The sequence below is a fragment of the Methanobrevibacter cuticularis genome, assembly GCF_001639285.1.
In the GTDB taxonomy this organism is placed as follows: domain Archaea; phylum Methanobacteriota; class Methanobacteria; order Methanobacteriales; family Methanobacteriaceae; genus Methanobaculum; species Methanobaculum cuticulare.
Window position 1 is genome coordinate 1 of sequence record NZ_LWMW01000117.1, and the last position, 25,655, is coordinate 25,655.

At 28.0% G+C, this 25,655-nt stretch carries 22 protein-coding genes; 15 read left to right on the forward strand and 7 right to left on the reverse strand.

Features of this window, described 5'->3' with window-relative positions:
- The first annotated feature begins 138 nt into the window (after window positions 1–138).
- The 5 genes from MBCUT_RS07235 to MBCUT_RS11765 all read left to right on the forward strand — a co-directional run bounded on the left by MBCUT_RS07235 (window position 139) and on the right by MBCUT_RS11765 (window position 8,845).
- Window positions 139–2,967: a beta strand repeat-containing protein gene (locus MBCUT_RS07235; RefSeq protein WP_169805421.1), complete on the forward strand. Its 2,829-nt coding sequence runs from the start codon at window positions 139–141 to the stop codon at window positions 2,965–2,967.
- 686 nt (window positions 2,968–3,653) lie between these two features.
- On the forward strand, window positions 3,654–4,907 hold the full coding sequence (locus MBCUT_RS07240) for a methanogenesis marker 16 metalloprotein (RefSeq protein ID WP_067260021.1): 1,254 nt from the start codon (window positions 3,654–3,656) through the stop codon (window positions 4,905–4,907).
- Window positions 4,908–5,435: 528 nt separating this feature from the next.
- The gene (gene thiI, locus MBCUT_RS07245; RefSeq protein WP_067260022.1) at window positions 5,436–6,584 is read left to right on the forward strand and encodes a tRNA uracil 4-sulfurtransferase ThiI; all 1,149 of its coding nucleotides are present in this window, start codon (window positions 5,436–5,438) and stop codon (window positions 6,582–6,584) included.
- 630 nt (window positions 6,585–7,214) lie between these two features.
- Window positions 7,215–8,312: a fructose-1,6-bisphosphate aldolase/phosphatase gene (gene fbp, locus MBCUT_RS07250; RefSeq protein ID WP_067260023.1), complete on the forward strand. Its 1,098-nt coding sequence runs from the start codon at window positions 7,215–7,217 to the stop codon at window positions 8,310–8,312.
- 404 nt (window positions 8,313–8,716) lie between these two features.
- Complete coding sequence (locus MBCUT_RS11765; protein WP_281177976.1) at window positions 8,717–8,845, forward strand: hypothetical protein; 129 nt, start codon at window positions 8,717–8,719, stop codon at window positions 8,843–8,845.
- 220 nt (window positions 8,846–9,065) lie between these two features.
- Here MBCUT_RS11765 and MBCUT_RS11360 read toward each other — a convergent pair whose 3' ends face one another.
- The 3 genes from MBCUT_RS11360 to pgsA all read right to left on the reverse strand — a co-directional run bounded on the left by MBCUT_RS11360 (window position 9,066) and on the right by pgsA (window position 10,834).
- Window positions 9,066–9,281 (reverse strand): hypothetical protein, encoded by a 216-nt coding sequence (locus MBCUT_RS11360; RefSeq protein WP_169805422.1) that lies wholly within the window; start codon window positions 9,279–9,281, stop codon window positions 9,066–9,068.
- 696 nt (window positions 9,282–9,977) lie between these two features.
- Window positions 9,978–10,211 (reverse strand): DUF357 domain-containing protein, encoded by a 234-nt coding sequence (locus MBCUT_RS07255; RefSeq protein WP_067260024.1) that lies wholly within the window; start codon window positions 10,209–10,211, stop codon window positions 9,978–9,980.
- 29 nt (window positions 10,212–10,240) lie between these two features.
- Complete coding sequence (gene pgsA / locus MBCUT_RS07260; protein WP_067260025.1) at window positions 10,241–10,834, reverse strand: archaetidylinositol phosphate synthase; 594 nt, start codon at window positions 10,832–10,834, stop codon at window positions 10,241–10,243.
- 424 nt (window positions 10,835–11,258) lie between these two features.
- Between pgsA and MBCUT_RS07265 the strand changes: the two genes are divergently transcribed.
- The 3 genes from MBCUT_RS07265 (at window position 11,259) to MBCUT_RS07275 (ending at window position 14,551) form a co-directional block, all read left to right on the forward strand.
- Window positions 11,259–11,864 (forward strand): L-threonylcarbamoyladenylate synthase, encoded by a 606-nt coding sequence (locus MBCUT_RS07265; RefSeq protein WP_067260026.1) that lies wholly within the window; start codon window positions 11,259–11,261, stop codon window positions 11,862–11,864.
- 480 nt (window positions 11,865–12,344) lie between these two features.
- Window positions 12,345–13,052, forward strand: a complete 708-nt coding sequence (gene radB / locus MBCUT_RS07270) for a DNA repair and recombination protein RadB (protein ID WP_067260027.1) — start codon at window positions 12,345–12,347, stop codon at window positions 13,050–13,052.
- Window positions 13,053–13,396: 344 nt separating this feature from the next.
- Window positions 13,397–14,551 (forward strand): pyridoxal phosphate-dependent aminotransferase, encoded by a 1,155-nt coding sequence (locus tag MBCUT_RS07275; RefSeq protein WP_067260028.1) that lies wholly within the window; start codon window positions 13,397–13,399, stop codon window positions 14,549–14,551.
- Between the two features lie 184 nt (window positions 14,552–14,735).
- Here MBCUT_RS07275 and MBCUT_RS07280 read toward each other — a convergent pair whose 3' ends face one another.
- Window positions 14,736–16,379 carry a dihydropteroate synthase-like protein gene (locus MBCUT_RS07280; protein ID WP_067260029.1) on the reverse strand — a complete coding sequence of 548 codons (1,644 nt, stop codon included), beginning with the start codon at window positions 16,377–16,379 and terminating at the stop codon, window positions 14,736–14,738.
- Between the two features lie 628 nt (window positions 16,380–17,007).
- Between MBCUT_RS07280 and porC the strand changes: the two genes are divergently transcribed.
- From porC to MBCUT_RS07315, 7 genes are all read left to right on the forward strand, one after another.
- Complete coding sequence (porC, locus tag MBCUT_RS07285) at window positions 17,008–17,529, forward strand: pyruvate synthase subunit PorC (RefSeq protein ID WP_067260030.1); 522 nt, start codon at window positions 17,008–17,010, stop codon at window positions 17,527–17,529.
- A 288-nt stretch (window positions 17,530–17,817) separates the two neighbouring features.
- Window positions 17,818–18,060, forward strand: a complete 243-nt coding sequence (gene porD / locus MBCUT_RS07290) for a pyruvate synthase subunit PorD (RefSeq protein WP_067260031.1) — start codon at window positions 17,818–17,820, stop codon at window positions 18,058–18,060.
- A 209-nt stretch (window positions 18,061–18,269) separates the two neighbouring features.
- Window positions 18,270–19,421: a pyruvate synthase subunit PorA gene (gene porA, locus MBCUT_RS07295; RefSeq protein ID WP_067260032.1), complete on the forward strand. Its 1,152-nt coding sequence runs from the start codon at window positions 18,270–18,272 to the stop codon at window positions 19,419–19,421.
- Window positions 19,418–20,284, forward strand: coding sequence for a pyruvate synthase subunit PorB (gene porB, locus MBCUT_RS07300; protein ID WP_067260033.1), 867 nt, complete (start codon window positions 19,418–19,420; stop codon window positions 20,282–20,284). Before porA ends, porB begins: the two co-directional genes overlap by 4 nt.
- Before the next feature lie 12 nt (window positions 20,285–20,296).
- Window positions 20,297–20,809 carry a 4Fe-4S dicluster domain-containing protein gene (locus MBCUT_RS07305; protein WP_067260034.1) on the forward strand — a complete coding sequence of 171 codons (513 nt, stop codon included), beginning with the start codon at window positions 20,297–20,299 and terminating at the stop codon, window positions 20,807–20,809.
- Between the two features lie 45 nt (window positions 20,810–20,854).
- Complete coding sequence (locus MBCUT_RS07310; RefSeq protein ID WP_067260035.1) at window positions 20,855–21,283, forward strand: 4Fe-4S dicluster domain-containing protein; 429 nt, start codon at window positions 20,855–20,857, stop codon at window positions 21,281–21,283.
- 585 nt (window positions 21,284–21,868) lie between these two features.
- Entirely contained in the window at window positions 21,869–22,723 is an 855-nt protein-coding gene (locus MBCUT_RS07315; RefSeq protein ID WP_067260036.1) for a fumarate hydratase, read from the forward strand.
- Between the two features lie 241 nt (window positions 22,724–22,964).
- Here the strand turns inward: MBCUT_RS07315 and phoU are convergent, their stop codons facing one another.
- The 3 genes from phoU to pstA form a co-directional block, all read right to left on the reverse strand.
- A complete protein-coding gene (phoU, locus tag MBCUT_RS07320) occupies window positions 22,965–23,639 on the reverse strand; it encodes a phosphate signaling complex protein PhoU (RefSeq protein WP_067260037.1) in 675 nt (224 codons plus the stop codon).
- Between the two features lie 206 nt (window positions 23,640–23,845).
- Entirely contained in the window at window positions 23,846–24,598 is a 753-nt protein-coding gene (pstB, locus tag MBCUT_RS07325) for a phosphate ABC transporter ATP-binding protein PstB (RefSeq protein ID WP_067260038.1), read from the reverse strand.
- A 194-nt stretch (window positions 24,599–24,792) separates the two neighbouring features.
- On the reverse strand, window positions 24,793–25,644 hold the full coding sequence (gene pstA, locus MBCUT_RS07330) for a phosphate ABC transporter permease PstA (RefSeq protein ID WP_067260039.1): 852 nt from the start codon (window positions 25,642–25,644) through the stop codon (window positions 24,793–24,795).
- Between the last annotated feature and the right edge of the window lie 11 nt (window positions 25,645–25,655).

Genomic DNA, 25,655 nt, shown 5'->3' on the forward strand with positions numbered 1-25,655 from the left:
TATATATATATATATATATATATATTATTTTCCAATAAAGTTTATATATGGCATAGAATATAATTATTATCGGTTAATAGGTAGTGATTATTCTCTATTTTTTTAACTGATTTTTATCAATAATTGAATGAAATGGAGGTGAAAAAAATAAAAAACTATAAAAAAGCAATAGTGAAAACGAGTATACTAATAGCTACTATTTTATTATTAGCTATCAGCTTAAACTCTAGTTTTGCAACTACTGTACCTATTAATAATACAACACCTGGTGGTATAAATGGAACAATAACATCAGGAACTACTAATCCTGGAGATACAATTTTGCTTGCTCCAGGAAACTACACAGGAACTACCAATACAGGAATAACTATCAACAAAAATGTGACAATACAAGGAAACGGACCTGCTACTGATGTAGTAATTGATGCAGAAGGACAAAGACGAATATTCAACATCGGCAATAACTTGAATGTGACTTTCATAAATATAACATTCACCAATGGATATATTGCGGGTAATGGTGGAGCAATATCTAATGCCTATGCTGCAACAACAATGACTTTCATCAACTGCACATTCACAAACAACAACGCAACAGTTTATGGTGGGGCTATCTACAATCCTGGTGCTAATATGCGTGTTAGTGGTTCTACTTTCATTAACAATACTGCAAATAGTGATGGTGGTGCTATCAACAATAATGGTGCTAATATGAATGTTAGTGATTCTACTTTCACTAACAACACCTCACCTACTAATGGTGGTGCTATCTCCAGCACGGGTAATAATATAAATATTAATGGTTCTACTTTCACTAACAACAAAGCAAATATGGGTGGTGTTATCTCCGTTAATTATTGTACTAATGGGATTGTTAGTGGTTCTACTTTCATTAACAACTCTGCAACTAGCCAAGGTGGTGCTATTTACCTTGCTCGTAGGGGTGCTAATTATTTTAGTGTTATTGGTTCTAACTTCACTAACAACAAAGCACCTGGTAGTGGTGGGGCTATTTACTCTTATTCGAATTCTTATTTTAGTGTTAGTGGTTCTACTTTCATTAACAACACTGCAACTGTATATTCTTCTGGTGCTATATATTCTTCTGGTGCTAATTTTAGTGTTAGGGATTCTACTTTCATTAGCAATACTGCAAATAGTAATGCTGGTGCTATCTATTGTTCTGGTGATTATCTAGATGTTAGTGGTTCTACTTTCATTAATAATACTGCAAATAGTATTGGTGGTGCTATCTACTGTTATGGCAGTAGTGCAATTGTTAATTATAATTATATATTTAATAATATTGATGCTAATGGTTTTGATATTGTAATCAATGATAGTGGAAGAAGGTCTAATGCTAATTTGAATTGGTGGGGGAAAAACAATATAAGTGATACTATTTCTGGCGTTAATACCAGTAATCATTATATTTTGAATATTACTAACTCTAGTACTTTGGATAATGTTCAAATTGGTAATAATGTTAGTTTTTCTCTGTTAGTATTGAATACTACTTTGAATAATGCTGGTGTTGCGAATTTACCTGATTTTGTTATTAATGGTACTTTTAATGGTGCAGCTTATAATTCCAGCCGTAATGGTAATTTTACTTATGTGTTTACTATTTTATCTGGAGGAATTCAGACTGTAGATGCTTCTTCAGATGATCAATATGTGAATATAACTTTTTATACGATAAAAGGTTCTACTAATTCAACTATTGTTGTTAGTCCTAATCTTGCTCATATTGGTGAGAATGTTACTGTTAGTGGTGTTTTAGCCAATCATACTGGGATAAGTAGTGTTAATGTTACTGTTGATGGTACGCTATTTAATGTGTCTGTTGATGGTTTTGGTTATTGGGAGTTAAATTACAATACCAATCGTACTGGTACTTTTGATATTGTTGTTAGTTTTGCTGATGATGGTAATTATGATGCTTTTAGTAATTCTACTACTTTCACAGTAAATAAGAGTAGTACTAATTCGACTATTGTTGTTAGTCCTAATCTTGCTCATATTGGTGAGAATGTTACTGTTAGTGGTGTTTTAGCTAATTTTACAGGTATTGGTTTTGTTAATGTTACTGTTGATGGTAATCTCTTTACTGATGTAATTGTTGATGTTTTTGGTTATTGGGAGTTAAATTGTACTACTAATCGTACTGGAACTGATTTAGAGATTGTTGTCAGCTTTGCTGGTAACGAAAATTACATAAGCTTTACTAATACTACTAGCTTCAATGTTACTAAATTAGCTGTTAATTCAACTATGAATGTTCCAGGTAATGTTAAGGTTGGTAAAACCATAACAATCGATGGAGTGCTTGTTGATGAGAATGGTGATGTAATAGCTAATGCTCCGATTGCTGTTACTGTTGATGGTAAAGTTTATTCTTTGACTACTGATTCTAATGGTCGATGGAGTCTTACTTACAAACCAAATCATACAGGAAGCATTAATGCTATGGTAGATTATGCTGGAAACGATAAATACTTTAGCTATACCAATACTACAACTTTTAATGTTGTAAAAGGTCAAGTTATTGTTGATATTGATGTAGTTAAAAATTCTGATGGTTCTGTTGATGTTATTGTCACAGTGTCTGATGAAGACGGTGACTCAATACCTGACTATAAAGTTAGTGTTGATTTGGATGGCAAATACATCGGAGATATCGTTACTGATGTTTTTGGTGTTGGAAGAATCCATATATCAACTAATAAACTTAGTGTCGGCCGTCATGTGATTACAGTTTCATCTGATGATGTAAACTATAATGTTAATCCAGTTTCAGTTGAATTTGAAACCCAAAACAACAACAATGATAGTAATAATACTAATAAAACAAATAACAATCCAGTAGCTACAGCTACTATGAAAAATACAGGAATACCGATAATAGCTATCATATTAGTGTTGATAAGTGTGTTTGGAATAAGCATTAGAAGAAAAGAAGATTAAACATTTTTTAGGAGGACTTATTTATTTTCTCCTCTATTTATTTATTTTTTTTATTCATATTTGTAATTTATTAACTAATTAAAGTTTTTTTTATTGTTTATCGATTAATTATAATAATTATGAGAGTGTTTCATAATTACTTTTTCACTAAACAAATCTACAAGCTTTGAATAAATTATTCAGATAAATTAAACAAAAAAAAGAAAATCGCGCTGATTTTTACAAATTTGTTCATACAAAACTTAATTATGAGACACTCCCATTTTATCATTTTTTTTCATTTCTCTTTTATTTTTCAAATTTAACTTAATATAGTTAAATAATTTAAAAAACATATATTATTTATAATTATAATAGATAATTTTAAATATAATTAATACATAACAATTGTTAATATTTATATAACATGAGGAATAAAAATAAAGTTTACTGATGAGTTAAAAATTAATATTTCTAGCAAATGTAAATTTCATAGAATATATTCTAAATTAAATTAGAATGTAAATAAATTTTTATAATTAATTAAGTTAGAAAGTAAATAAATTTTTATAATTAATTAAGTTAGAAAGTAAATAAATTTTTATAATTAATTAAATTTCATAAATATGATGTAAATTTAATGTTTACACAAAATTCAATTTTATTATAATGTTATTAAAAAGATGATTTATTAAAAGGTGATTTTCTTGACTACAAGAACTTTGGATGAGATTAATGAGAAAATAGCTAAAGGCGAAGCTAATGTATTAACTGCTCATGAATTAAAAGAGCTTATTAAAGAAGGTAAAACTCCTAAATTTGAGGATGTTGATGTAGTAACTACAGGAACATGTGGTATAATGTCAGGAACTGCAGCTATATTTCATATAGGGATTACTGCCCCTGGAGTGTTTAGAAAAGCTAAGAATGTCTTTCTTAATGGAGTTCCAGCATTCCCAGGACCTTGTCCTAATGAATTATTAGGCTCTGTTGATGTGATTTCTTATGGGACTGAACATAGTACCAAAGATCATGAATATGGTGGCGGATTCTTATTTAAAGATTTCTTAAAGGGAGAAAAAATTGATGTTGAAGTAGAATCAATAGAAGGTCAAAAATATGAAACAACAATTACAAAAGACGATATTACAAGAGCTCAAGTGATTGGTGTAAGAATGACTTTTAGAAATTACACAGCATTTGTAAACCCTGCTAATGATACTGCTAGTTCTATCTTCAATGGAATCCCAATGAAAGGTGGTTTAGACCAATTCACCTTTTCTGGTTGTGGTGATTTAAATCCTTTACAAAATACTGTTAAAAGTAATTTAATCGGAGAAGGAACTAAAATTCTTTTCAATGGAGCACAAGGAAGAGTTTTAGGTTCAGGTACAAGAAGTTCTGATGCTAAACCAAATTTAATGCTAACTGCAGACTTACTTGAAATGTCACCAGAATATATTGGAGGGTTTAAAACAGGAGCAGGTCCTGAAATCTACGATTCCGTAGCTATTCCTATACCAATACTCGATGAAAAAGCATTTGAAGATGTTTTAATATTAAATACTGATATTCCTCTTGTAGTAGCTGATATTCATGGAAGACATTTGCCATTAACTGAAACTAGCTATGATAAAGTTTGGGACGGTTATGATGAGAGACCAACTTTTAATAAAGATAAATTCAATGCATCTGAAAATGAAATAGTTAAAACTAGTTGCCCAACAAATGCAATTAATGATGATGGAACTTTGAATTTAGATGATTGTTTTGGATGTGGATTATGTGTTTATTTATCTAAAAATAGCACTTACACAATGAATATTGGTTCTGTTGATATTGAAATCGATGAGGAAACTCATAATATTCCAATAACTTGCCGACAGTCTGATATTCAAAGAGGTAAAAAGATTTCTCTTAAACTAAAACAATTAATCAAGGATGGAGAATTCACACTTTAATGAGAATTTAATTTAAACTAGAACACAAAATTGAAATAGAGATTTGAATTTAGATTTGTTGTAATTTGAATAAGATTTTGAATTAAAATCTGAATTTTAAAAGATTCTTTATTTTTCTTTTAAAAATTCTTATTCTTATTTGTAATAGAATTTTAATTAGAATTTTGCATAATATTATTAAATTATTTTTTATAATTTTTATGCAATTTCATAGAATATTATTATTTTATTTTTATTATAATTAATTTCTAATAGTTTAATAATACTATATTTTGAATTTTTTTCTATTTATAGTATATAATTTTTATAACTATTAGTTAATTTTATAATCACAATTAATGATATGAAAATTGATGTAATTTTAAAGAAATTATTTTAGAATAGGGATACAACAATAATAGTAATAATAATAGTGATAGTAGCATAATAGTGATAGTAGCATAATAGTGATAGTAGTATAATAGAGTAATAATAATAATAATAATAATAATTGTTATCAACATTAATAATTTATTCATGAGGGATTTAATGAAATATGACTTAATAATAGGTAGATATGGTGAAGTAGGATTAAAGAGTCCTCGTGTTAGAGGTAGATTTGAGAGAAAACTAGTTTCTAATATCAAATCTTCAATCAAATGTGACATTGATGTTAATCAAGCAAGATTTTTCATTTTTCCTGAAAATTTTGATGATGCCGTAGAAAAATTAGATAAAATTTTTGGAATAGTTTCCTATTCACCAGCTATTTCTCTAACAACCGACTTAGATGAAATTGAAAAACATTTAACTAAGTATATAGAGGAACTAGAAAAACAAGGTTTAATCGATTCTGATACACCGTTTGCAGTTAGATGCAGAAGGGTTGGAACACATGATCTTTCTTCACAGGAATTTGCAGCTTTTGCTGGAAGTGTTGTTGTTAAAAAAATAGGAGCTCCTGTTGATTTAACTAATCCTAAAATTAAGATTTTTCTTGAAGTAAGGGAGGGTGAAACTTACATATTCCATGAAAAAATACAAGGTCCTGGTGGATTACCTCTTGGAACACAAGGAAGACTTGTTGCGCTTATATCTAGTGGAATTGACTCTCCGGTTGCTGCTTATTTGATGATGAAACGTGGATGTGAAATAACAGCTATTCACTTTGACAATGATCCTTTTGCAGGGCCTCAAGTAACTGAAAACTTTAAAGAATTAATAAATAAACTTAATGAATATGCTTCAGGAAGTCCAATAAGGACAAAAATTGTTAAATATGGAGATTACCTACAAAAGTGTAAAGACAAAGCTCCAGAAAAATTAACATGTGTTTTATGTAAATCTGGCATGTATAAATTAGCTAGTGAAGTAGCTAAAAGAGAAAAAGCTTTGGGAATAATAGATGGTAGTAGTGTTGGACAAGTAGCTTCTCAAACTCTCCCAAATATCTTAGCTACTCGTGATAATGCTGAATTTCCTATTCTAAGCCCACTCATAGGTTTAGATAAGGTGGAAATTGAGAAAATAGCTAAAAAAATCGGTACATTCCCAATTTCGGAACTTAATGATGGGGGATGTTCAGCAGTACCTAAGTATCCCGAAACTAAAGCTAATTTAGAAAGAGTTCACGATGCTGTTGAAGCTATTAATCAATCTGAAGAGATTTTAAAAGCTTTAGATAAACTTTATTCTTAATTTTTTCTTTTTAATTATTTTTAATCACTTTTTAACATATTTCAAGTTTTGTTATTATTTTTTAACATATTTTAAGTTTTGTTATTATTTTTTAACATATTTCAAGTTTTGTTATTATTTTTTAACATATTTTAAGTTTTGTTATTATTTTTTAACATATTTCAAGTTTTGCTACTTTTCCGATCCATACACTTCTTTTAATTGTTTAACCTTAATATATTTTATTTTCAAGCGTGTTTAAATTTATTTAATTCAGTATTACATTTTTAAAAGATGTTAAATTCCATGATTTTTTAAGGAGAGAATATTAGTTTTTTAATTTCAATTTAAAAATATTAAATAAAATAAAAATATTAACTAATCATGAAAATTATTATCTTGTTATACTAAAATTTATATGTATAATAATTTAAGATATTAATGAGGGGTAACCTTAAACTTAGTAAAACTTATATTAAATAACTTATATAGTATAAATATATTAAATATGTAAACTATTTTTTGATTAAATATTATGAAATGTTTTATAATCATTTTCATAGTCAAAAAAATTATTAAACAAAATAAAAATAATTAATCTGATATATCTATTATTGTATATATGGATTTATTATTATTTGAGGAAGAATTATGACAAAAACTACTATAAGTGTTATTAAAGCTGATGTTGGAAGTGTTGCAGGTCATTTAGTAGCTCATCCTAATTTAATAGACACATGTGATGAAGTACTAGCAAAAGCACTAGAAGAAGGATTATTAGAAGATTATTATATAACTCGCTGTGGTGACGATATAGATATGATCATGACTCACAGAAATGGTGAAGAAAATGAGGAAGTCCATGAAACAGCATTCAATGCTTTTATGAAAGCTACTGAAGTAGCTAGAGGGCTGAAATTGTATGGTGCAGGTCAAGATTTATTGTCTGATACCTTCTCTGGAAATATCAAAGGTATGGGTCCTGGAGTAGCTGAAATGGAATTTAAAGAAAGACCAAGCGATCCTATCATTGTTTATTGTTGTGATAAGACTGAGCCTGGAGCATTTAATTTACCATTGTATAGGATCTTTGCAGATCCATTTAACACTGCAGGGTTAGTTATAGACCCAAGTTTACATGATGGATTTAAATTTGAAGTTTTCGATGTAATGGAGCATAGAAAAGTTATTATGAATTGTCCTGAAGAATCTTATGATTTACTCGCTCTTTTAGGTTCTACTGGAAGATATGTTATTAAAAGAATCTTTAAAAAGAATGGTGAAATAGCTGCTTCTTTAAGTACAGAAAGATTAAATTTAATGGCAGGTTCTTACATTGGTAAAGATGACCCTGCAGCTATTGTAAGGGCACAGTCTGGATTCCCTTCAGCAGGGGAAGTTGTTGAACCATTTGCATTCCCTCATTTAGTAAGTGGATGGATGAGAGGTTCTCACAATGGTCCTTTAATGCCAACTAGTCAAGAAGAAGCTAATCCTATTAGATTCGATGGACCTCCAAGAGTAATTGGTTTAGGTTTCCAAGTAGCAGATAGTAAATTAATTGGGCCAGTTGATTTGTTCGATGATCCTGCATTTGATAGAACAAGACAACAAGCAGCAGATATTGCTGATTATATGAGAAGACATGGTCCTTTCGAACCACACAGATTACCAAGTGAAGAAATGGAATATACTTCTTTACCTGGAGTTTTAGAAAAATTAGAATCAAGATTTGAAAAGATGGATTAATTTCCATAATTTTCATAATTTTTTGTTTTTACTTTTTTATCTTATTTTTTATCTTTATTTTTAATAGCTATTTTATTTTTTATATATTTTTAAATTCGTTTTAAAAATCTTATTAAATTTTATTAGCTTTTATCATCTTTTATTAGCCCCTATTAGTTTTTATTAGCCCATATTAGTTTTTATTAGCTCCTATTAGCTTTTAGTGATTTTATATTTTATATTTTATTTTTTAATTTTATTTGTTTTTCATGAGTTATATATTATTTATTTATAAAATTATATTAATAATTTAATACTTATTTATATTATATTATTATTTATATTATAAAGTTTAATGATTTAATGTCAAAGTGAAATTTTTTATAAAAAGTAGCTTTGATAAAAATTAATGGAGGTGAAACTTCATGAATTTAAAGCTGAGTATTACTTTAATTGGGATTATATTTCTTAAAAAAGTAATAGCTAAAGCTTTATCATCTGAAAGGAAGCTTATAAAAACTTACAATCAGATGAAAAAGAAAAAACTCGAGTAATCCCTTAGGGGATTACTTTCATGCATATATAAGTATGATGTATTATTTAAAGTTTTTTCTTAAGATTCACTGGATAGTTTCACAAATCCATTAATTATAATTCATTAGTTAATAAATCCATTTTATCTATGACCAATTTAGCTTATTTTAATTAATTTAATCTATTTTTAATTTATCTTAGAGGCCTGAAGAATATCATAGATGAATCTAATATACTTAGCTAAATAATATTATAAATGATTCTTAAAGTATCAATTAATCCATGGGTATAGATAATACATTCAAATGAGGTAATATTCATCTTTTTTTTCAAGATAATGATTACAACCTTCATGACAATCTTTAGCTCTTGATATTGCTTCCTTTTCTTCTTTTGTAAAATCAATCCTCTTTTAGCTTCCTCATTTAGACATTTTACTAGACTTTTTTCTTGCAATGATTTCAAGTATTTGCTTGTATGAGTATTGCTTAGATTAATTTCTTTAGCTATTTCTTAAGGTATTTTTGTTTGTTCTCCTATAAAAATTAAGATTTTAACCCTATGTTTTGAAGATTTCACAAATGAAAGAAGATTAATTGTTTCTTTATCCATATTTTAAATTAGCCAGTTAAAACTAATTATTTAGTGGCTCTTAGGGAGCATAATAAGGGCATAAATATAAATATTATAAAAGCATATTAACAGTAATATAAATGTAAGATAAAATTGATTATTATATTAAGGGTATGAAGTAGTTAAAACTATATTATCCTAAAAGAATAGCATTTTTCAACTGTTTTTATATGGCATTAATGGAAGAACTAGGAATAAAAGAAACAGCATCATTTGATGAGGATTTTGACTTAAACAAAAATATAAAAAGAATACATTAAACCTATTGTTGGTAGATCATAATTAAAATTAGTAATTAAATTTTGATATTCATCATTTTATTTTATTTTTTTTAGGAGAAATAATTATTTTTCTTCTTATTTTTATTTTTTTTAAGTTTTAATGTATTAATAATACTAATTTTCACTTTGTCTAATTTTTAAAAATAAGCTATTTTATTGATTACTCTTTGTTTAATCAGAAATGAATAAGTTAATTATGATTAAAATTAATTGAAAAAATAAAATATTTGGGTTTGATCTAATTAATGGAATGATTGAGTTTTATAGCATCTATTAGTCCATGAGCATAGGTAATACATCCAAAAGAAGATATTTCGTCTCCTTTTTTAAGGTAATATTTACAATCTTCTTTATAACTTTTAGCTCTTTCTATTATTTCTTCTTCTTCAGCTGTAAATTTTATTGATTTGATTTCTTTAAAGCTTTCATCAAGCTTTTCAATGTCGATAAGAATCCTTTCCTCACATTCCATAATACAGTCTCACTCTAGTTTTACTGAGTTTATTTGTTAAGATTTATTCTTTCATAGCTTGTAGCTTTCCAAACATGATAGATTCTTTGAACTACAGTTATGTATGAAAGTATAACAAGCAATATAACAGTCCAATTCATATAGATACTATTGTTTAAGAAAAATGCGATGAATGATCCAGCTGCTAAAAGAAGAAGTCTTGTAGCTCTTTCAGCTATTCCTACATTGCAGCTGATTCCTTTTGATTCGGCACTTGCTCTAACATAGCTAACTGTTATTGCAGAATGAATAGCTAAAACACCTATTATCCAAGATATATATCCTCCAAAAATGATTCCAATTATTATTATTGCATCAGAGAATCTGTCCATAGTTGAATCAAGAAAAGCCCCAAATTTGGATGTTTTATTATGGTATCTAGCTATAGCTCCATCAAAAACATCAAAAACTCCAGCTATCAGTATAAACACTCCTCCAAGAAACAAATCTCCTGTCCCAAAAAATATTGCTGAAATAGCTGCCATAAATGGGGATATAATTGTCATAATATTGGGATTTATATTGATCCTCTTAGCTAAAGGTTCAAGAATTCTTTTTAAAAAGGGTCTAAATCTTTCAAGCATAATTTAACTATAGTTTCTTAGACTTTATAAATTTAGCTAATTTTTTTTCAAATATAAATAATTGAGCATTATCCAACATATTAATATTAAGTCATTCTTGAATTTCTTATTGTATTTGGATATGTTTGAATCTAATATATCTTTATTATTTATATATTGAAGTTTTCATTGAATTTCTTATTGTATTTGGATATAGTTAAATACAATAGGCCTTATTTAATAATAGCTATCGATTTATCATGATTTTTATTTGACACAGCCTTTTATTTAATCTAAGTTATTTATATATAGGATAATGATTCATATAATAATAGTTTGTAAGGATTTAATAATTTATATAATCTGGTATCTAAATAATTTGCATACTAGCCAGATCTATTTATAATAGTTAATTCCAATCTTTATATCGATTTTTGTGATTTAAATGAGAATAATAAAAATGAATCCTGATGATCCTGACCCTACCTTATTAAATGAGGCTATTAATATATTAAGTGATGGAGGGATTATAATCTATCCTACTGACACCCTTTATGGATTAGGGGCTAATATATATAACAAAAAAGCTATAAGGAACATATATAATATTAAGGGTCGTGATAAGAATAAACCCATGTCTGTTTGTGTTTCTTCAATTGAAGTAATTTCTTTAATAGCAAACATACCTTCAGAATATAAAAATTTGATAATGAATAATCTTCCAGGTCCATTCACTTTTATATTATCTAAAAATTCTTCCATACCTTATTATTTTATGACTAATAATGGAAAAATAGGTATTCGGGTTCCTAAAAGTGAAATAGCTAGAAAACTGTCCCATATTTTTCCCATAACTGCTACAAGCGCTAATCTATCAGGTAAAGAAGCATTAAGGACTCCAAAAGAAATAGCTAACCAATTAAATGTAGATGTCGATTTGGTCATTGATGTTGGCCCTTTAGGTTCTAATTCCCCTTCTACTGTGGTTGACCTAACAACTAAAGAAATTAAGATTTTAAGACAAGGATCTGGACATCTTTCACATGTTTAGCAAATAGTAAGTTATTCAAGCCCATAATTTTTTATTCTTTTTTATAGATTCATGATTTTCTATAAAATTTATTCAAAAATACAATGTTAAAACATTATTATTTAAATATATAATTTTTCTAAATTTATTTACTATAATTTTAAATTCTATTATTGATATAATTATTACAAGTAAATTTTGACAATTAACTGTTAATTATTATAATTTTGTTTAGATAATTATAAATAAGTATATTAATCTTAAACTAGATTTTTAAGTATATTAATCTTGAACTAGGTTTATAAGTATATTAATCTTGAACTAGGTTTATAAGTATATTAATCTTGAACTAGGTTTATAAGTATATTAATCTTGAATTCATTTTATAAGTAAATTACTTATTAACTTAAGTTTAATATTAAGTTATTCAGTAAATTAAATTTTGACAAACTATTTGATTGTTTTTTAAAATCGTTTTAACAATCTTAATTTGAGGAAATCATGAAAGTATTAACAAATTTAAAAAATTCTCCTAAAATAAAAACTCATTCAGCTTTAGATGATCTTTTAGGAGGGGGAATTGAAAAAAGGACTATCACACAATTCTATGGGCCTCCTGGTTCTGGAAAAACGAATATATCTTTGACTTTAGCTATTCAAGTAGCTCAAAGTGATAAAAAAGTAGTGTATATTGACACTGAAGGAGGAATATCCATTGATAGAATCAGACAAATAGCTGGAGATGATTTTGATAGGATAGCAGAAAATATAGTTGTTTTCGAGCCAAATTCATTTCAAGAACAAGGGAATGATTTAAAAACTATTGAATCATGGCTCAATGCTAATGTTGAAGATATTGATTTAATATTGTTAGATTCTGCTGTAGCTCTTTATAGGCTTCAAGAAGAAAAAAAATCAAAATTGTTAAATAAAAATTTGGGAATCCAAATGGGAACATTATCCCGCCTTGCTCGTAATCATGACATTGCAATTTTTATAACTAATCAGATTTATTCTTCTTTTGATGAAGAAAGAATTGGCACAATTACTCCTGTTGGGGGAACAATTTTAAGATATTGGAGTAAGATTATTGTAGAACTCTCAAGGTCTGAAAGAGATGGTAAACGTATAGCTACTTTAAGAAGACATAAGTCCATACAAGAGGGAAAAAACATAGAATTTGCTATTACTAATAATGGAATTGAGTAGTAATCGCTTAGTAGATGGATAATAAAATAATGTAATTTTAATTAATCATTAGTTTTATATTAATTTTGATTAATTGTTAGTTTTATATTAATTTTGATTAATTGTTAGTTTTATATTAATTTTGATTAATTGTTAGTTTTATATTAATTTTAATTAATCACTAGTTTTATATTAATTTCAATAACCACTAGTTTTATAAATATCTTTTGATATAACTATAGATAAGTTAGTAATATAACTATAAATAAAATATATTATTTATAATATTAACATATATTATACAATTAGCTATTTTTATTATTTAGAATGTGTAATATGACTTTCCAATAGAATGATGTGATATGATGATTCCAACGAAAAAATACGCGAAAGCTGCAAAGATAGCTCCAAAAGGCTTTGATACAGCTAATGAATTTTTTGAATTCGTTTTTAATGACAAAGAAATTATATGGATGGGTCAAAACACTAATCATCTTCATAAAGAAAATCAAATACGAGATGCAATGCTTAGTTGTGTTGAAAGCAGAGAGTATGCTAAATATCCTCCTCCAGAAGGTTTTCCAGAGCTTAAAAAATTGATCTTAAAAGATTTAAATCTTGAAGATTCTGATATTTTAATAACTGCTGGTGGAACAGAATCTTTGTATCTTTGTATGAATGATATATTAGAACCACATAACAATGTCATAACTTGTGATCCTGGTTACTTGATCATAGATAATTTTGCAAGTAGATTTGCAAATGAAGTAAGATCTGTACCTATATACAGTAGTGAAAATGGCTATAAGTTAACCCCTGAACTTGTAAGGGCTAATATGGATGAAAATACAAAAATAGTAGTACTAATTGATCCTTTAAATCCTTTAGGTTCATCATACACTGAAGAAGAAATGAAAGAATTTGCAGAAATAGCTGAAGAAAATGATATTTATCTATTACATGATATCACATACAAAGATTTTGCAAGGAAACATTTTTTAGCTGCTGATTATGCTCCAGATCATGCTATAACTATTTATAGTTTTTCAAAGATTTGTGGAATGGCTGGTCTCAGAATTGGATCAATTATTGGAGCTTCAAATATAATCAGCTCTGTAAGAACTATACTAATTAATGATTTAGGGACTAATTTAATTGCACAAGCTGGTGCAATCGCTGCTCTTAAATCAAAAGATGATTGGATAAAAGAAGTTATTACAACAACTAGAAATAATCAAAAAATAATTAAAGAAGTCGTTGATGAAATTCCTGGAGCTTTTATTCCTGTTTATCCCTCTGAGGGTAATATGTTAGCTATTGATCTTAAAGGAACCGGTATTAATCCTACAGAAATGGTTGAATATCTACTTGAAAGGAAGATTTTTGTTCGTCAAGGAACTTATACAAGTAATCGCTTTGGAGATAACTATTTTAGAGTTAGTTTTTCTATTCCTGAAGAACAAGTTAGAACATTTGTAAAAGAATTTAGGAAAGCTATTGATTTTTTAAGAAAAAATTAACTACATATTTTTCTTTTGTTTTTAGCAAATGGTATGTTTTTGTTGTCTGTTTTTGTTTTTAGCAAATGGTATGTTTTTGTTGTCTGTTTTTGTTTTTAGCAAATGGTATGTTTTTCATCTGTTTTTTGAGTAAATAGTATGTTTTTTATCTGTTTTTAGCAAATAGCATATTTTTTATCTATTTTTATTTATTATTTAATATCAATGGCTTTTTGAACAATTCAAAGTCTTGAACATATTCTTTAGTTGTTATCATAGCTATTTCTGCTTTTTGAAGTTCAGCTCCTAGATATGCTGCGTGTTCTAGCCTAGTAACTAGTCCTCTTTCAACTAATTCGTTGTATATTTTTCTTGCATCTTGCCCTTGAATAGCTAAATCGGGTTTTGCCTTTTTAAAGTGAGTAACTACTATTTTACTTTTATCATATCTTGTGCCATGCTCAACTTTTATTTTAAAACTACCTTTTGGGTCAAGTATGAATCTAAGTTCCTTCTCAGCATTGTATGTTTGTATATCAAGGTTTTCAGATATTTCTTCATCTGATTCATTGATTTGTTGGATTTCTTGTATTTGCTCAAATTGTCTTTTTTTCTTGTCTTTGAAAATAAGTAGATTCAAACCAAGATCTTTTGGGATCGAATCTCTGTGTTTGGCTAAAAACATCATCTTTGATGAAATAGCTAATTCATTTACACTATTCCAGGTCTTTCCACTTTCATCAGGAGTAAAAAGTACGCTGGTTTTGAGTTCCATAGCTATTCCTCCAAGCAATGCATTAGCTCCTGTGGAATCTGTATCTAGTAATTCAGTAACATTGCCTACTCCAAAAAACATTGGGATATCTTGTGTTTTTCTGAACTCTCTACAAGCTATTATTGAGTCAACTATACTGCTACTGTTGATTGGATCTAAAACCATATCTGCAATTGTATCAATTCCTTCACAAGCATTAACTAGTTTATTCATGGCCAATACTCTTTCTTTGGGTGTATGTGGAATAAAACTTTCTGAAAAATTTGTTGGAAGAAGCACTGCAGGAATATTTTTTTCCTTTAATATTGGAAGCACTTCCTTGTAATTTCCCAAATCTAAGCTTAAAACCAAGTCTATATCGTTTTCTACAGCTATTTTAATTTCTTTGGTATTTAATGTATCAATACTCAATGGCCTATTTCCAATCACTGATCTTAAAGTTGATATGATATTTGGAATCTCAGAAGACATATCTTCTCCAGCTATCATTCCAATGTCAATCATATCTACTCCATTATCTATGAAATATTGTGCTTTCCATATCAATTCCTCTTTTGATAATGAAGGAGCATTAGCTATTTCACCTAATATTCGCATGGGAAAATCTTCACCAACAGCTAAGTCTTTGATTAAAATATTGTTTGGTTTTTTAAGGAGCTTTAAAACTTTTTCACTGTCGTTTTCGAAGTTTTCTATGAATTCAAATGCTTTTTTTCGCTTTTCATCTTCAATTAATTTGTCTGCTGTTTTAGTTTCTGATAGTTCTAGTTCTTCAATTAGGTTTAAAACCATAGAAAGATCTGCAGCATCTGCAGAACCTTTAAAAGTAGGAATATTAAGAGCTTTAGCTATTTCTGTACTATCTTTTTTCATTAATCCTGGAACCAATATCATATCTATATCTTTTAAAACATCAGAATAATATTTTTTAACATCTTTAATAACTTTATTTGGAGTTAAAAAAGCAGCTATTTGTGTATCAGCAACATGGATAATAACATCTTCGTTAGATTCATTAGTTAATTTTTTAACCAATGGATATGCTAATTTTCCAGTTATAATAAGAATTTTCATAATTAAAACCTATGATTTTGGATATTTTTCATCATTTAAGAATCTTTTGTAATTATTTAAATAGTTTGTAATTAGTGAAGTTGATAATTTCTTTCTATAATAATCTTTATTCATTAATAATAATTAATAATAATTAATAATTTTTTTATTAATTTCTTTTATTCATTAATAATAATTAATAATTTTTTTATTAATTTCTTTTATTAATTTATTTCATATTACAATATTTTCTTCATAAAATAGTTATATATTTATATATGAAAAGATATAATAATATTATTCTTAATAATTAATCATGATAAATAGGTAATTAATTAATTTTAATAATAAATAATTTCAATAATAGATAATTTTAATGAATGATTTGAAAATAAATAATGTATTTAAAAATTAAAATAATATAATTAAATTTTTAATTATTCAAAATGATTAATAATATGATTAATTAATTTCATTAGAATAAATATGAATTTTTATAGAATTAATAGCTATTTTAAATAATTTAATAGGATTGTTTGTTTAAATATTGATTTTAATGAATAATAAATTATCAATTATAAACAAATTATAAAACTTTATATATCTTGTAATTTATAATGATTATACATGATGAATGGAGGAAAGTTTAATGATTGAAATTCGCTTTCATGGTCGTGGAGGACAAGGTGCCGTTACTGCAGCAGAGATATTAGCTAAAGCTGCATTTGAAGATGGGAAATATTCTCAAGCTTTTCCATTTTTTGGAGTAGAAAGAAGAGGAGCTCCAGTCATGGCCTTTACTAGGATAGATACTAAGCCCATAGAAATAAGATATCAAGTATACAACCCAAATCATGTCATTGTTCTTGATGATGGATTATTGGATGTTATTGACGTATTTTCTGGATTAAAAGATGATGGTGAAGTTATCATAAATACAAAAAATGAAGATGTAACTAAAAAAGATGGTGTTTATGCTATAGATGCTACTGGAATAGCTCTTGATAATCTTGGTCTACCAATTGTTAATACTGTTATGCTAGGATCTTTTGCAAAAAAAAGTGGAGAAGTTACTCTTGATTCTATTATTAAAGTTATTAAAGAAACATTCTCAGGTAAAGTTGGGGAAAAGAATGCTAAAGCAGCTAAAATAGCTTATGACACAATTTAAGCAAAACTTATCTCAATATAATTATTGGGATTATATAGTATTAGATGTAGTTGATTTATTTGATTATTGATTACTGATATGTTATTAATAACTTATAGTATTATGTTTACATCCTTAATTAATTATATTATTAACAATTACATCATTAATAATTTATAGTATTATATTTACATCCTTAATCAATTATATTATTAATAAATTGCATTAAAAATAATTATATTATTAATAAATTACATTAAAAATTAATATACTATTTTACATATTATTAAACATAACAAAGGTGATTTAATGGAATCTAAAGGAGGAGCAATAGTTAATCCTGGAAGTACTCGTATTAATAAAACTGGGAGTTGGAGAACATTTAAACCAGTTTTAGACAAAGAAAAATGTAATGATTGTGATAATTGTATAATGTTCTGCCCAGAGGGCAGTATAAATAAAGATCATGATATTGATTACGATTATTGCAAAGGCTGTGGTATATGTGTAACAGAATGCCCAGTTAAAGCTATTGAAATAGAAAGAGAATAGCTAACTATTACTAATTCTAATAATACTAACTATTTAAAGATTAACTTATTGAATGTATCAAATATTTAAAAATATTAGCTTATTAAATATTTACAGGTATTAGTTTATTAAATATTTAAAAATATAGCTTATTTAAAGGTATTAACTATTTAAAACTATCCAAAATAAATTCAAATCAAATTTAAAAATTATGGTAAAAGGAGAAAAATATGACATTAAAAGTTATCACGGCAAATGAAGCAATTGCTGAAGCTGTAAAATTATCAAAACCTAAAGTTGTCCCTGTTTATCCTATTACTCCACAAACAACAATTTCAGAATATCTTGCCAAATTTGTTTCTAATGGAGATCTTGAAGCAGAATATATTAGGGTTGAATCTGAACACAGTGCTTTAAGTGCAGCTATTGGAGCATCTGGGACTGGAGTTAGAGTTTTTACAGCTACGTCTTCCCAAGGACTCATGCTCATGCATGAAATTATATTTGCAGCTGCAGGAATGAGAATGCCTATTGTTATGGCGGATGCAAACAGAGCTATTTCTGCACCGTTAAATATTTGGAATGATCAACAAGATTCAATTTCTCAAAGAGATTCTGGATGGATGCAAATATATGTGGAAAATGCTCAAGAAGCTCTTGATTCTGTGATTCAATCATATAAAGTTTCAGAAAATGATAATGTTTTACTTCCAAGTATGGTTTGTTTAGATGGGTTTATATTAACTCATACTGTCGAACCTGTAGATATTCCGGATCCAGAGCTAGTGGAAAAATTTTTGCCTGAATTTGAGCCAAAATATGCATTTTTAGATCCAACTAGACCAATGTCACTCGGATCTCTCACAGATCCCGACTATTATATGGAAGCACGTTATCAAGTTGAAGAAGCCATGGAAAATTCTCTAGAGGTAATCAAAAATGTGGATGATGAATTTGGAGAAATTTTTGGTAGAAAACATGGTTTAGTTGAACCATACAAATGTGATGATGCTGAAATAGTTATAGTGGCCATGGGGTCAATTTGTAGTACTATAAGAACAGTTATTGATGATTTAAGGGAAAAGGGAGAGAAAATAGGCCTTCTTAAAATAAGAGTTTACAGACCTTTCCCATCTGAAGAAATTAATAAAATTCTTAGAGATGTACCTAAAGTAGCTGTTGTTGATAAAAATGTTTCATTTGGAACTGGTGGAGCTCTTTATAATGATATTAAAGTTAAAACAGATAAAGAGGCTTATGATTTCATAATTGGACTTGGTGGACGAGATATAACTCCTATTGAGATTGAGGAAATTATAGAAAAAACTAAAAATCCAGTTAAAGATGTTACTTGGATAGGTTTAAAAGGAGGGTCACAATGAAAATACCTGAAGAAGAATTATTTGCTCCAGGACACAGAGGATGTGCTGGTTGTGGTGCTACTATAGGAGTAAGACTAGCTCTTAAAGTATTAGGTAAAAATACAGTAGCTATTTCAGCTACAGGTTGTTTAGAAGTTATCAGTACTCCTTTTCCTGAAACTGCATGGGAAATTCCATGGATACATGTAGCATTTGAAAATGCTGGGGCAGTTGCATCTGGCGTTGAACGCGCACTTAAAGCTCAAGGTAAAGAAGATGTAAATGTTGTTGCATTTGGTGGAGATGGTGGAACTGCAGATATTGGAATGCAATCATTATCTGGAGCAATGGAAAGAGGACATAATTTAATCTATATTTGTTATGACAATGAAGCTTATATGAATACTGGGATTCAAAGAAGTGGATCTACTCCATATGGGGCGTCAACAACTACTTCTCCTCATGGAACAGAAAGTTTTGGTGAAGATAGGCCTAAAAAAAATATGCCATTGATTATAGCAGCTCATGGAGTACCTTATGTAGCTACTGCTTCAATCTCATATCCTGAAGACTTTATGAAAAAAGTTAAAAAAGCAGCTGAAACTAATGGACCTGCTTATATTCATTTAAATCAGCCATGTACTACAGGTTGGGGATATGATCCATCAAAAACTATTGAACTCGGACGATTAGCTGTTGAAACTGGGTCATGGTCATTATATGAAATCGTGGAAGGTGAATTTAAATTGACCTACAAACCACAAATTAGAAAACCAGTTAATGAATATTTAAATGCTCAAAAAAGATTTAAACATCTTTCTGATGAGGAAAAGGAAAAAATTCAAGAATATGTCGATAAACAATGTGCAGAACTTGGAATTTAGGAGGGATATGGCTTGAAAAAAATAACAATACAATCTGATTTATGTGATGGTTGTTTAGATTGTGAACAAGCTTGTTGTGGACTTTATGGAACATCAAGAATTACTATTCGAGAAGTTGAAGGTTCATACTATCCTATAATTTGTCAACAATGTGAAAATGCTCCCTGTGTAATCATATGTCCAACAGATGCCATGTCTTCTAATGGTATAAATCAAGAGAAGTGTATAGCTTGTGGATTATGTATGATGGTCTGCCCATTTGGTGCAGTTAAAGTTGAAAATAGAGAAGCTCAAAAATGTGATAGATGTGAATCAAGAGGAGAAAGTCCTGCATGTATTAAAGCGTGTTCTAAACGTGCTATTGCTCTAATTGACACTGATGAACTTAAATCTATGAAACAGGATCAATTCTTATCTAAAATGGCAGGAATTAAAAATAAACCTAAGAAAAATAACTTTATTAACATACTAACAAGTTCCACAAGGTCTAATAGATCTTATAAAGATAAAAAAAATTCTAATTGAACTTTTAAAAGTAAAGAAAGTAAAAAAATCTCTTGAGGAGTTAAAATGAGTGAATTAATTTCAAATCCTGATCTTTGTATAGATTGTATGAAATGTGAGAGGAACTGCCCACAAAATGCAATTAGAGTAAATGAGGGAGTACCATTATTTTGTATGCATTGTACACCAGAAAAAGCTCCATGTTTAAATATATGTCCAGAAAATGCGATAGAAGAACTTGGAGGGGCCATTGTAATCAATAATGATAAATGTATTGGTTGCGGAATGTGTAAAAATGTTTGTCCAATTGGAGCAATTTCCATAGACGAAATTGGCTTAGCAAAGAAGTGTGATTTGTGTATCAATGAAGATACTCAACAATGTGTAGAGTATTGCCCAACAAATGCACTTATAAACGATTCAAAAGGAATTGTTTCTGCAAAACAAGATAAAATAGCTTCTGAATTTAAAAGGCTTAAAGGCATTTTACCATAGCTTTAAGAATAATTAAATTACTAGTTTCTAATTTGATTAGTTTTTATTTATTATTTTATTTAATATTTGGCTTTTTTATATTTTTATTTTATTTTTTCATCTATTTGGTCTCTTTTTAGCTATTTTAATCATTGTATTTATTTTTCTTATACTTGCTTATTTTTCTTATAGTTGCTTTCATCATATTTTTTTATTTAGTTCTAATATTGTTTTTTAAAATGTATATAATTAGATAATTATTGTAATTATTATGCTATTACCTAATTATTATTTTACAAAAAAATATATTAAAGCAAAACATATCTATTATTAGTGTTGCTATATTTAAGGAAACATAAATGATTTTTAAGATTTATAAATTTTTTCTGTTTATAAAATAAAATCTAAGTTTTTAATATTCATAAAGAATAAGTTTTTATTTCAACTAATAATCAAGCATCTTAAATAATAGATAAATATTTAATTGATACATGAATATTTGATAAATATTCAAATAATTTAGATAAATTAAAATAAATAAATATCTACCTTAATACTAATTATTCTAATAGCTAATTAAATAGATAATATCATTGGAGTGAAAAAATGATAAGTGAAGATCTTATTGAAGATACTATTTATCAACTTTATAAAAAAGCAGTTACAAAATTACCTGAAAATGTCACTATCTCATTGGAAGATGCACTTAAAATTGAGAATGATGAAGTTGCATGTCTGAATATTGAAGCAATTTTAAAAAATATTAAACTTGCTGAAGATAAGTCCATCCCTATGTGTCAAGATACAGGTCTACCCATAATTTTTGTAAAACTTGGAAATGTTGAAGTTGAAAACTTACATGATGGAATAATTAAAGGAGTTAAAAAAGCTACAAGGGAAATTCCTCTTCGTCCAAATGTGGTGGATCCTATTACTAGGAAGAATACTGGAGATAACATCGGAATAAATATCCCTATAGTTGATATTGAATTAACAGATGAAAACTATATAGAATTCACAATTTTACCAAAAGGAGCGGGGTCTGAGAATAATAATGCTCTGAAAATGGCTTTACCAAGTGAAGGAATAAAAGGAATTAAAGATTTTGTACTTGAAACTGTGATAAAAGCAGGTGGAAAACCATGTCCTCCGATTGTTGTAGGTGTGGGAATTGGTGGAAATTCAGATTTAGTCATGAAGATAGCTAAAAAAGCACTTCTTAGGAAAATTGGAGAGAGAAATCCTGATCCAACAATATCTAAATTAGAATTAGATCTTTTAAATGAAATTAATGAAACTGGAATTGGTCCAATGGGTCTTGGAGGAAAAACAACTGCCCTTGATGTTAAAATCGATAAAATAGATACACACACGGCAAGTTTACCTATTGGAATTTGTATTCAATGTTGGGCTCATAGGTATGCTAGTGCAACATTAGAAGATCCAGAAAGATCCAATTGAATCTAGAAAGATTTAATTGAATCTAGAAAGATTTGATTGAATTCAGAAAGATCCAATTGATAATAATCTTTTGTTATATTTAATATTTTAACAATTATTATTTTCTAAATTAATAAGCTAGAAGAAGTAATGTAGAAAAGGATATTATAGGAGAAGTTGTTTAGAAAAAGATAATATAAAAATGAAAAGTAAAAATGATAATATTCATATTTTCTTGAATAATTAAACCCTGTTTAGATTATTAATTTAATCCGCGTTTAGGTTTTTTAAGAGTGACCATATATATTGTTCGTTGACCAATATTGACAGCTCTATCACCAATTCTTTCAAGGAATCTAGCTATGAATAGGAAATTTATTATTTGCGCGATATTTTCTTTATCTTCAAACATTGCTTGTGTTACTTGTTCTAATACAGAATCAAAAATATCATCAACTTTATCGTCATCTTTACGTAATTCTTTAGACATATCTACGTTCTGATCTAAAAAGGCATAAATTGCCTTACTTAACATCATTTGAACATAATCAGCCATATATTGTATATCTTCTGTTAGTTTATCAGGAACTTGAATATCCTTTATTGAAACACTAGCATCAGCTATATTAGATGCTAAATATGCAATTCTTTTTATATGACTAGCAATTCGAATAGTAGATTCAATGAACATTAGATCTCCAGCTACTGGCTGCTCAGCAGCTAAAAATTTGATGCACATCCTTTCTAAATTAAAAGTAGATTCATCTATCTCTTTACTTTTAGTTACTACTTCTTTAGCTACTTTTTCGTCATATTTATTAAGTAATGTAATAGCTTTTCTGTGAGATTCAATAGCCATTTGCCCTATTTTTTCGGCTTCATCCTTAACATTGTTTATTCTATTTTTAAATGATATTCTTGGATATTCTTTATCCATTTAGACATCCCCTTATTATACTTTTATTTTTCAATAGATTAATTAAATTTTACTCTTTATTTTATATTTATTGTACCTACAATAAATAATTAGTTAATTGTAATGTTTTAATTTGTATGTAAGTAATTATTTAAATTCTAATAATTTAAGTTTACTTGAATGAGATTTAAAACAATTTTAATTAACATAAATTACAATTATTTTAATCAACCAAACCTTCCAGTAATATAATCCTCAGTTTTTTTGTTTTTTGGGTCAATGAAAATCTTATCAGTAAGGTTACTTTCAATGATCTCTCCATTCAAGAAAAATGAAGTGTATTTTGAAACTCTTGTTGCTTGTTGCATATTATGAGTTACGATAATAATTGTATACTCTGTTTTGAGTTTATGGATTAAATCTTCAATTTTTGTTGTAGAGATGGGATCTAATGCAGAACAAGGCTCATCCATTAAAATAACTTCTGGATTATTGGCTATTGTTCTAGCTATACAGAGTCTTTGTTGTTGCCCTCCAGATAGTCCCATTGCTGAATTATCAAGTTTATCTTTAACTTCATCCCATAGAGCAGCTGATTTTAGGCTCTCTTCCACCCTTTGATTTAACTTATCATTATCACTTACTCCATGGATCCTAAGTCCATAAGCTACATTTTCAAAAATTGATTTAGGGAATGGATTAGGCTTTTGAAAAACCATACCTATTTTTTTCCTTAGATCCACAACATCCATCTTAGGATTATATATATCTTTACCATCAAGGTATACATCTCCTTCATGGCGAAAATTAGGGATTAAATCATTCATCCTATTCAAAGTTCTTATAAATGTAGATTTACCACAACCTGAAGGCCCTATTAAAGCTGTAACAGTGTTTTTAGCTATTTCTGTATTGATATCTTTGAGTATGTGGGCATCTCCAAAGTACACATTTAAATCTTTTACTTCTATCCTATTCATTATTAACCCCTTGTTAAATCTTATAATAATTTGATTTATAATTTTTATTTACTTTCTTTAGTTTTTTTGTTTTGATATGATGATTTTTATTTATTTTTTTTAGTCTTTTTTTTTTGTTTTGATATGATGATTTTTATTTATTTATTTTTTTGTTTTGATACAACAATTTTTATTATCTTTTATTAAAATCTTAATTATCTCCCCATGATTTTATTTTGATATTTATCTACAGCCCAATTACTTATTATTGTGATAGCTAATACTATTATAACTAATACAGCCGCAGTTCCGTATGCATTTTCAAGAGAGATTCCTTCAGTAGCTAAAATATATAAATGAAGTGGTAAAGGTCGTCCTGGATCGAATATGGATATTGGAACTGATAAAGATGCACCAACAGCAAACATAACAGCAGCCGCTTCTGAAATAGCTCTTGTCATCCCTAAAATAACTCCAGTAACTATTCCTGGAATTGCAGCGGGTAGAACAACTCTATAAATTGTTTGCCACTTTGTAGCCCCCAATCCATAACTACCTTCTCGGTAAGAGCTAGGAATGGATGTAATTGTAACTTCAGATACTTGGAATATTGTTGGAAGTGCCATCATTGCTAGAACCAATCCTCCAGAAAGTACAGACCAACCAAGTCCAAGGAATAGTACAAAAAAGGTTAGACCAAAGAGACCAAAGACGATTGAAGGTATGGAAGCTAAAGTTTCAGAACCGAATCTTATTATTTTAACAAGTTTATTCTCACTAGCATATTCAGTCATATATACTGCCGCTCCAATACCTAAAGGGGTAGCTACAACACCTGCAATAGCAGTTACATAAAGAGTAGAAACTATCATTGGGAATATTCCACCATATTTACCAGAATCAATAGGATCTGAAAATATGAATTCAAGACTAACTGCAGGAAGTCCTTTAATTAGGATATATCCTATAATCAAGACTAATAACAAAATTGTTATTATTCCAGAGATTATAAAAACAGCATTCATTATTTTTTGTGAAATTTTAGGAGACCAAATCTTGATAGACATTTAGTTACCTC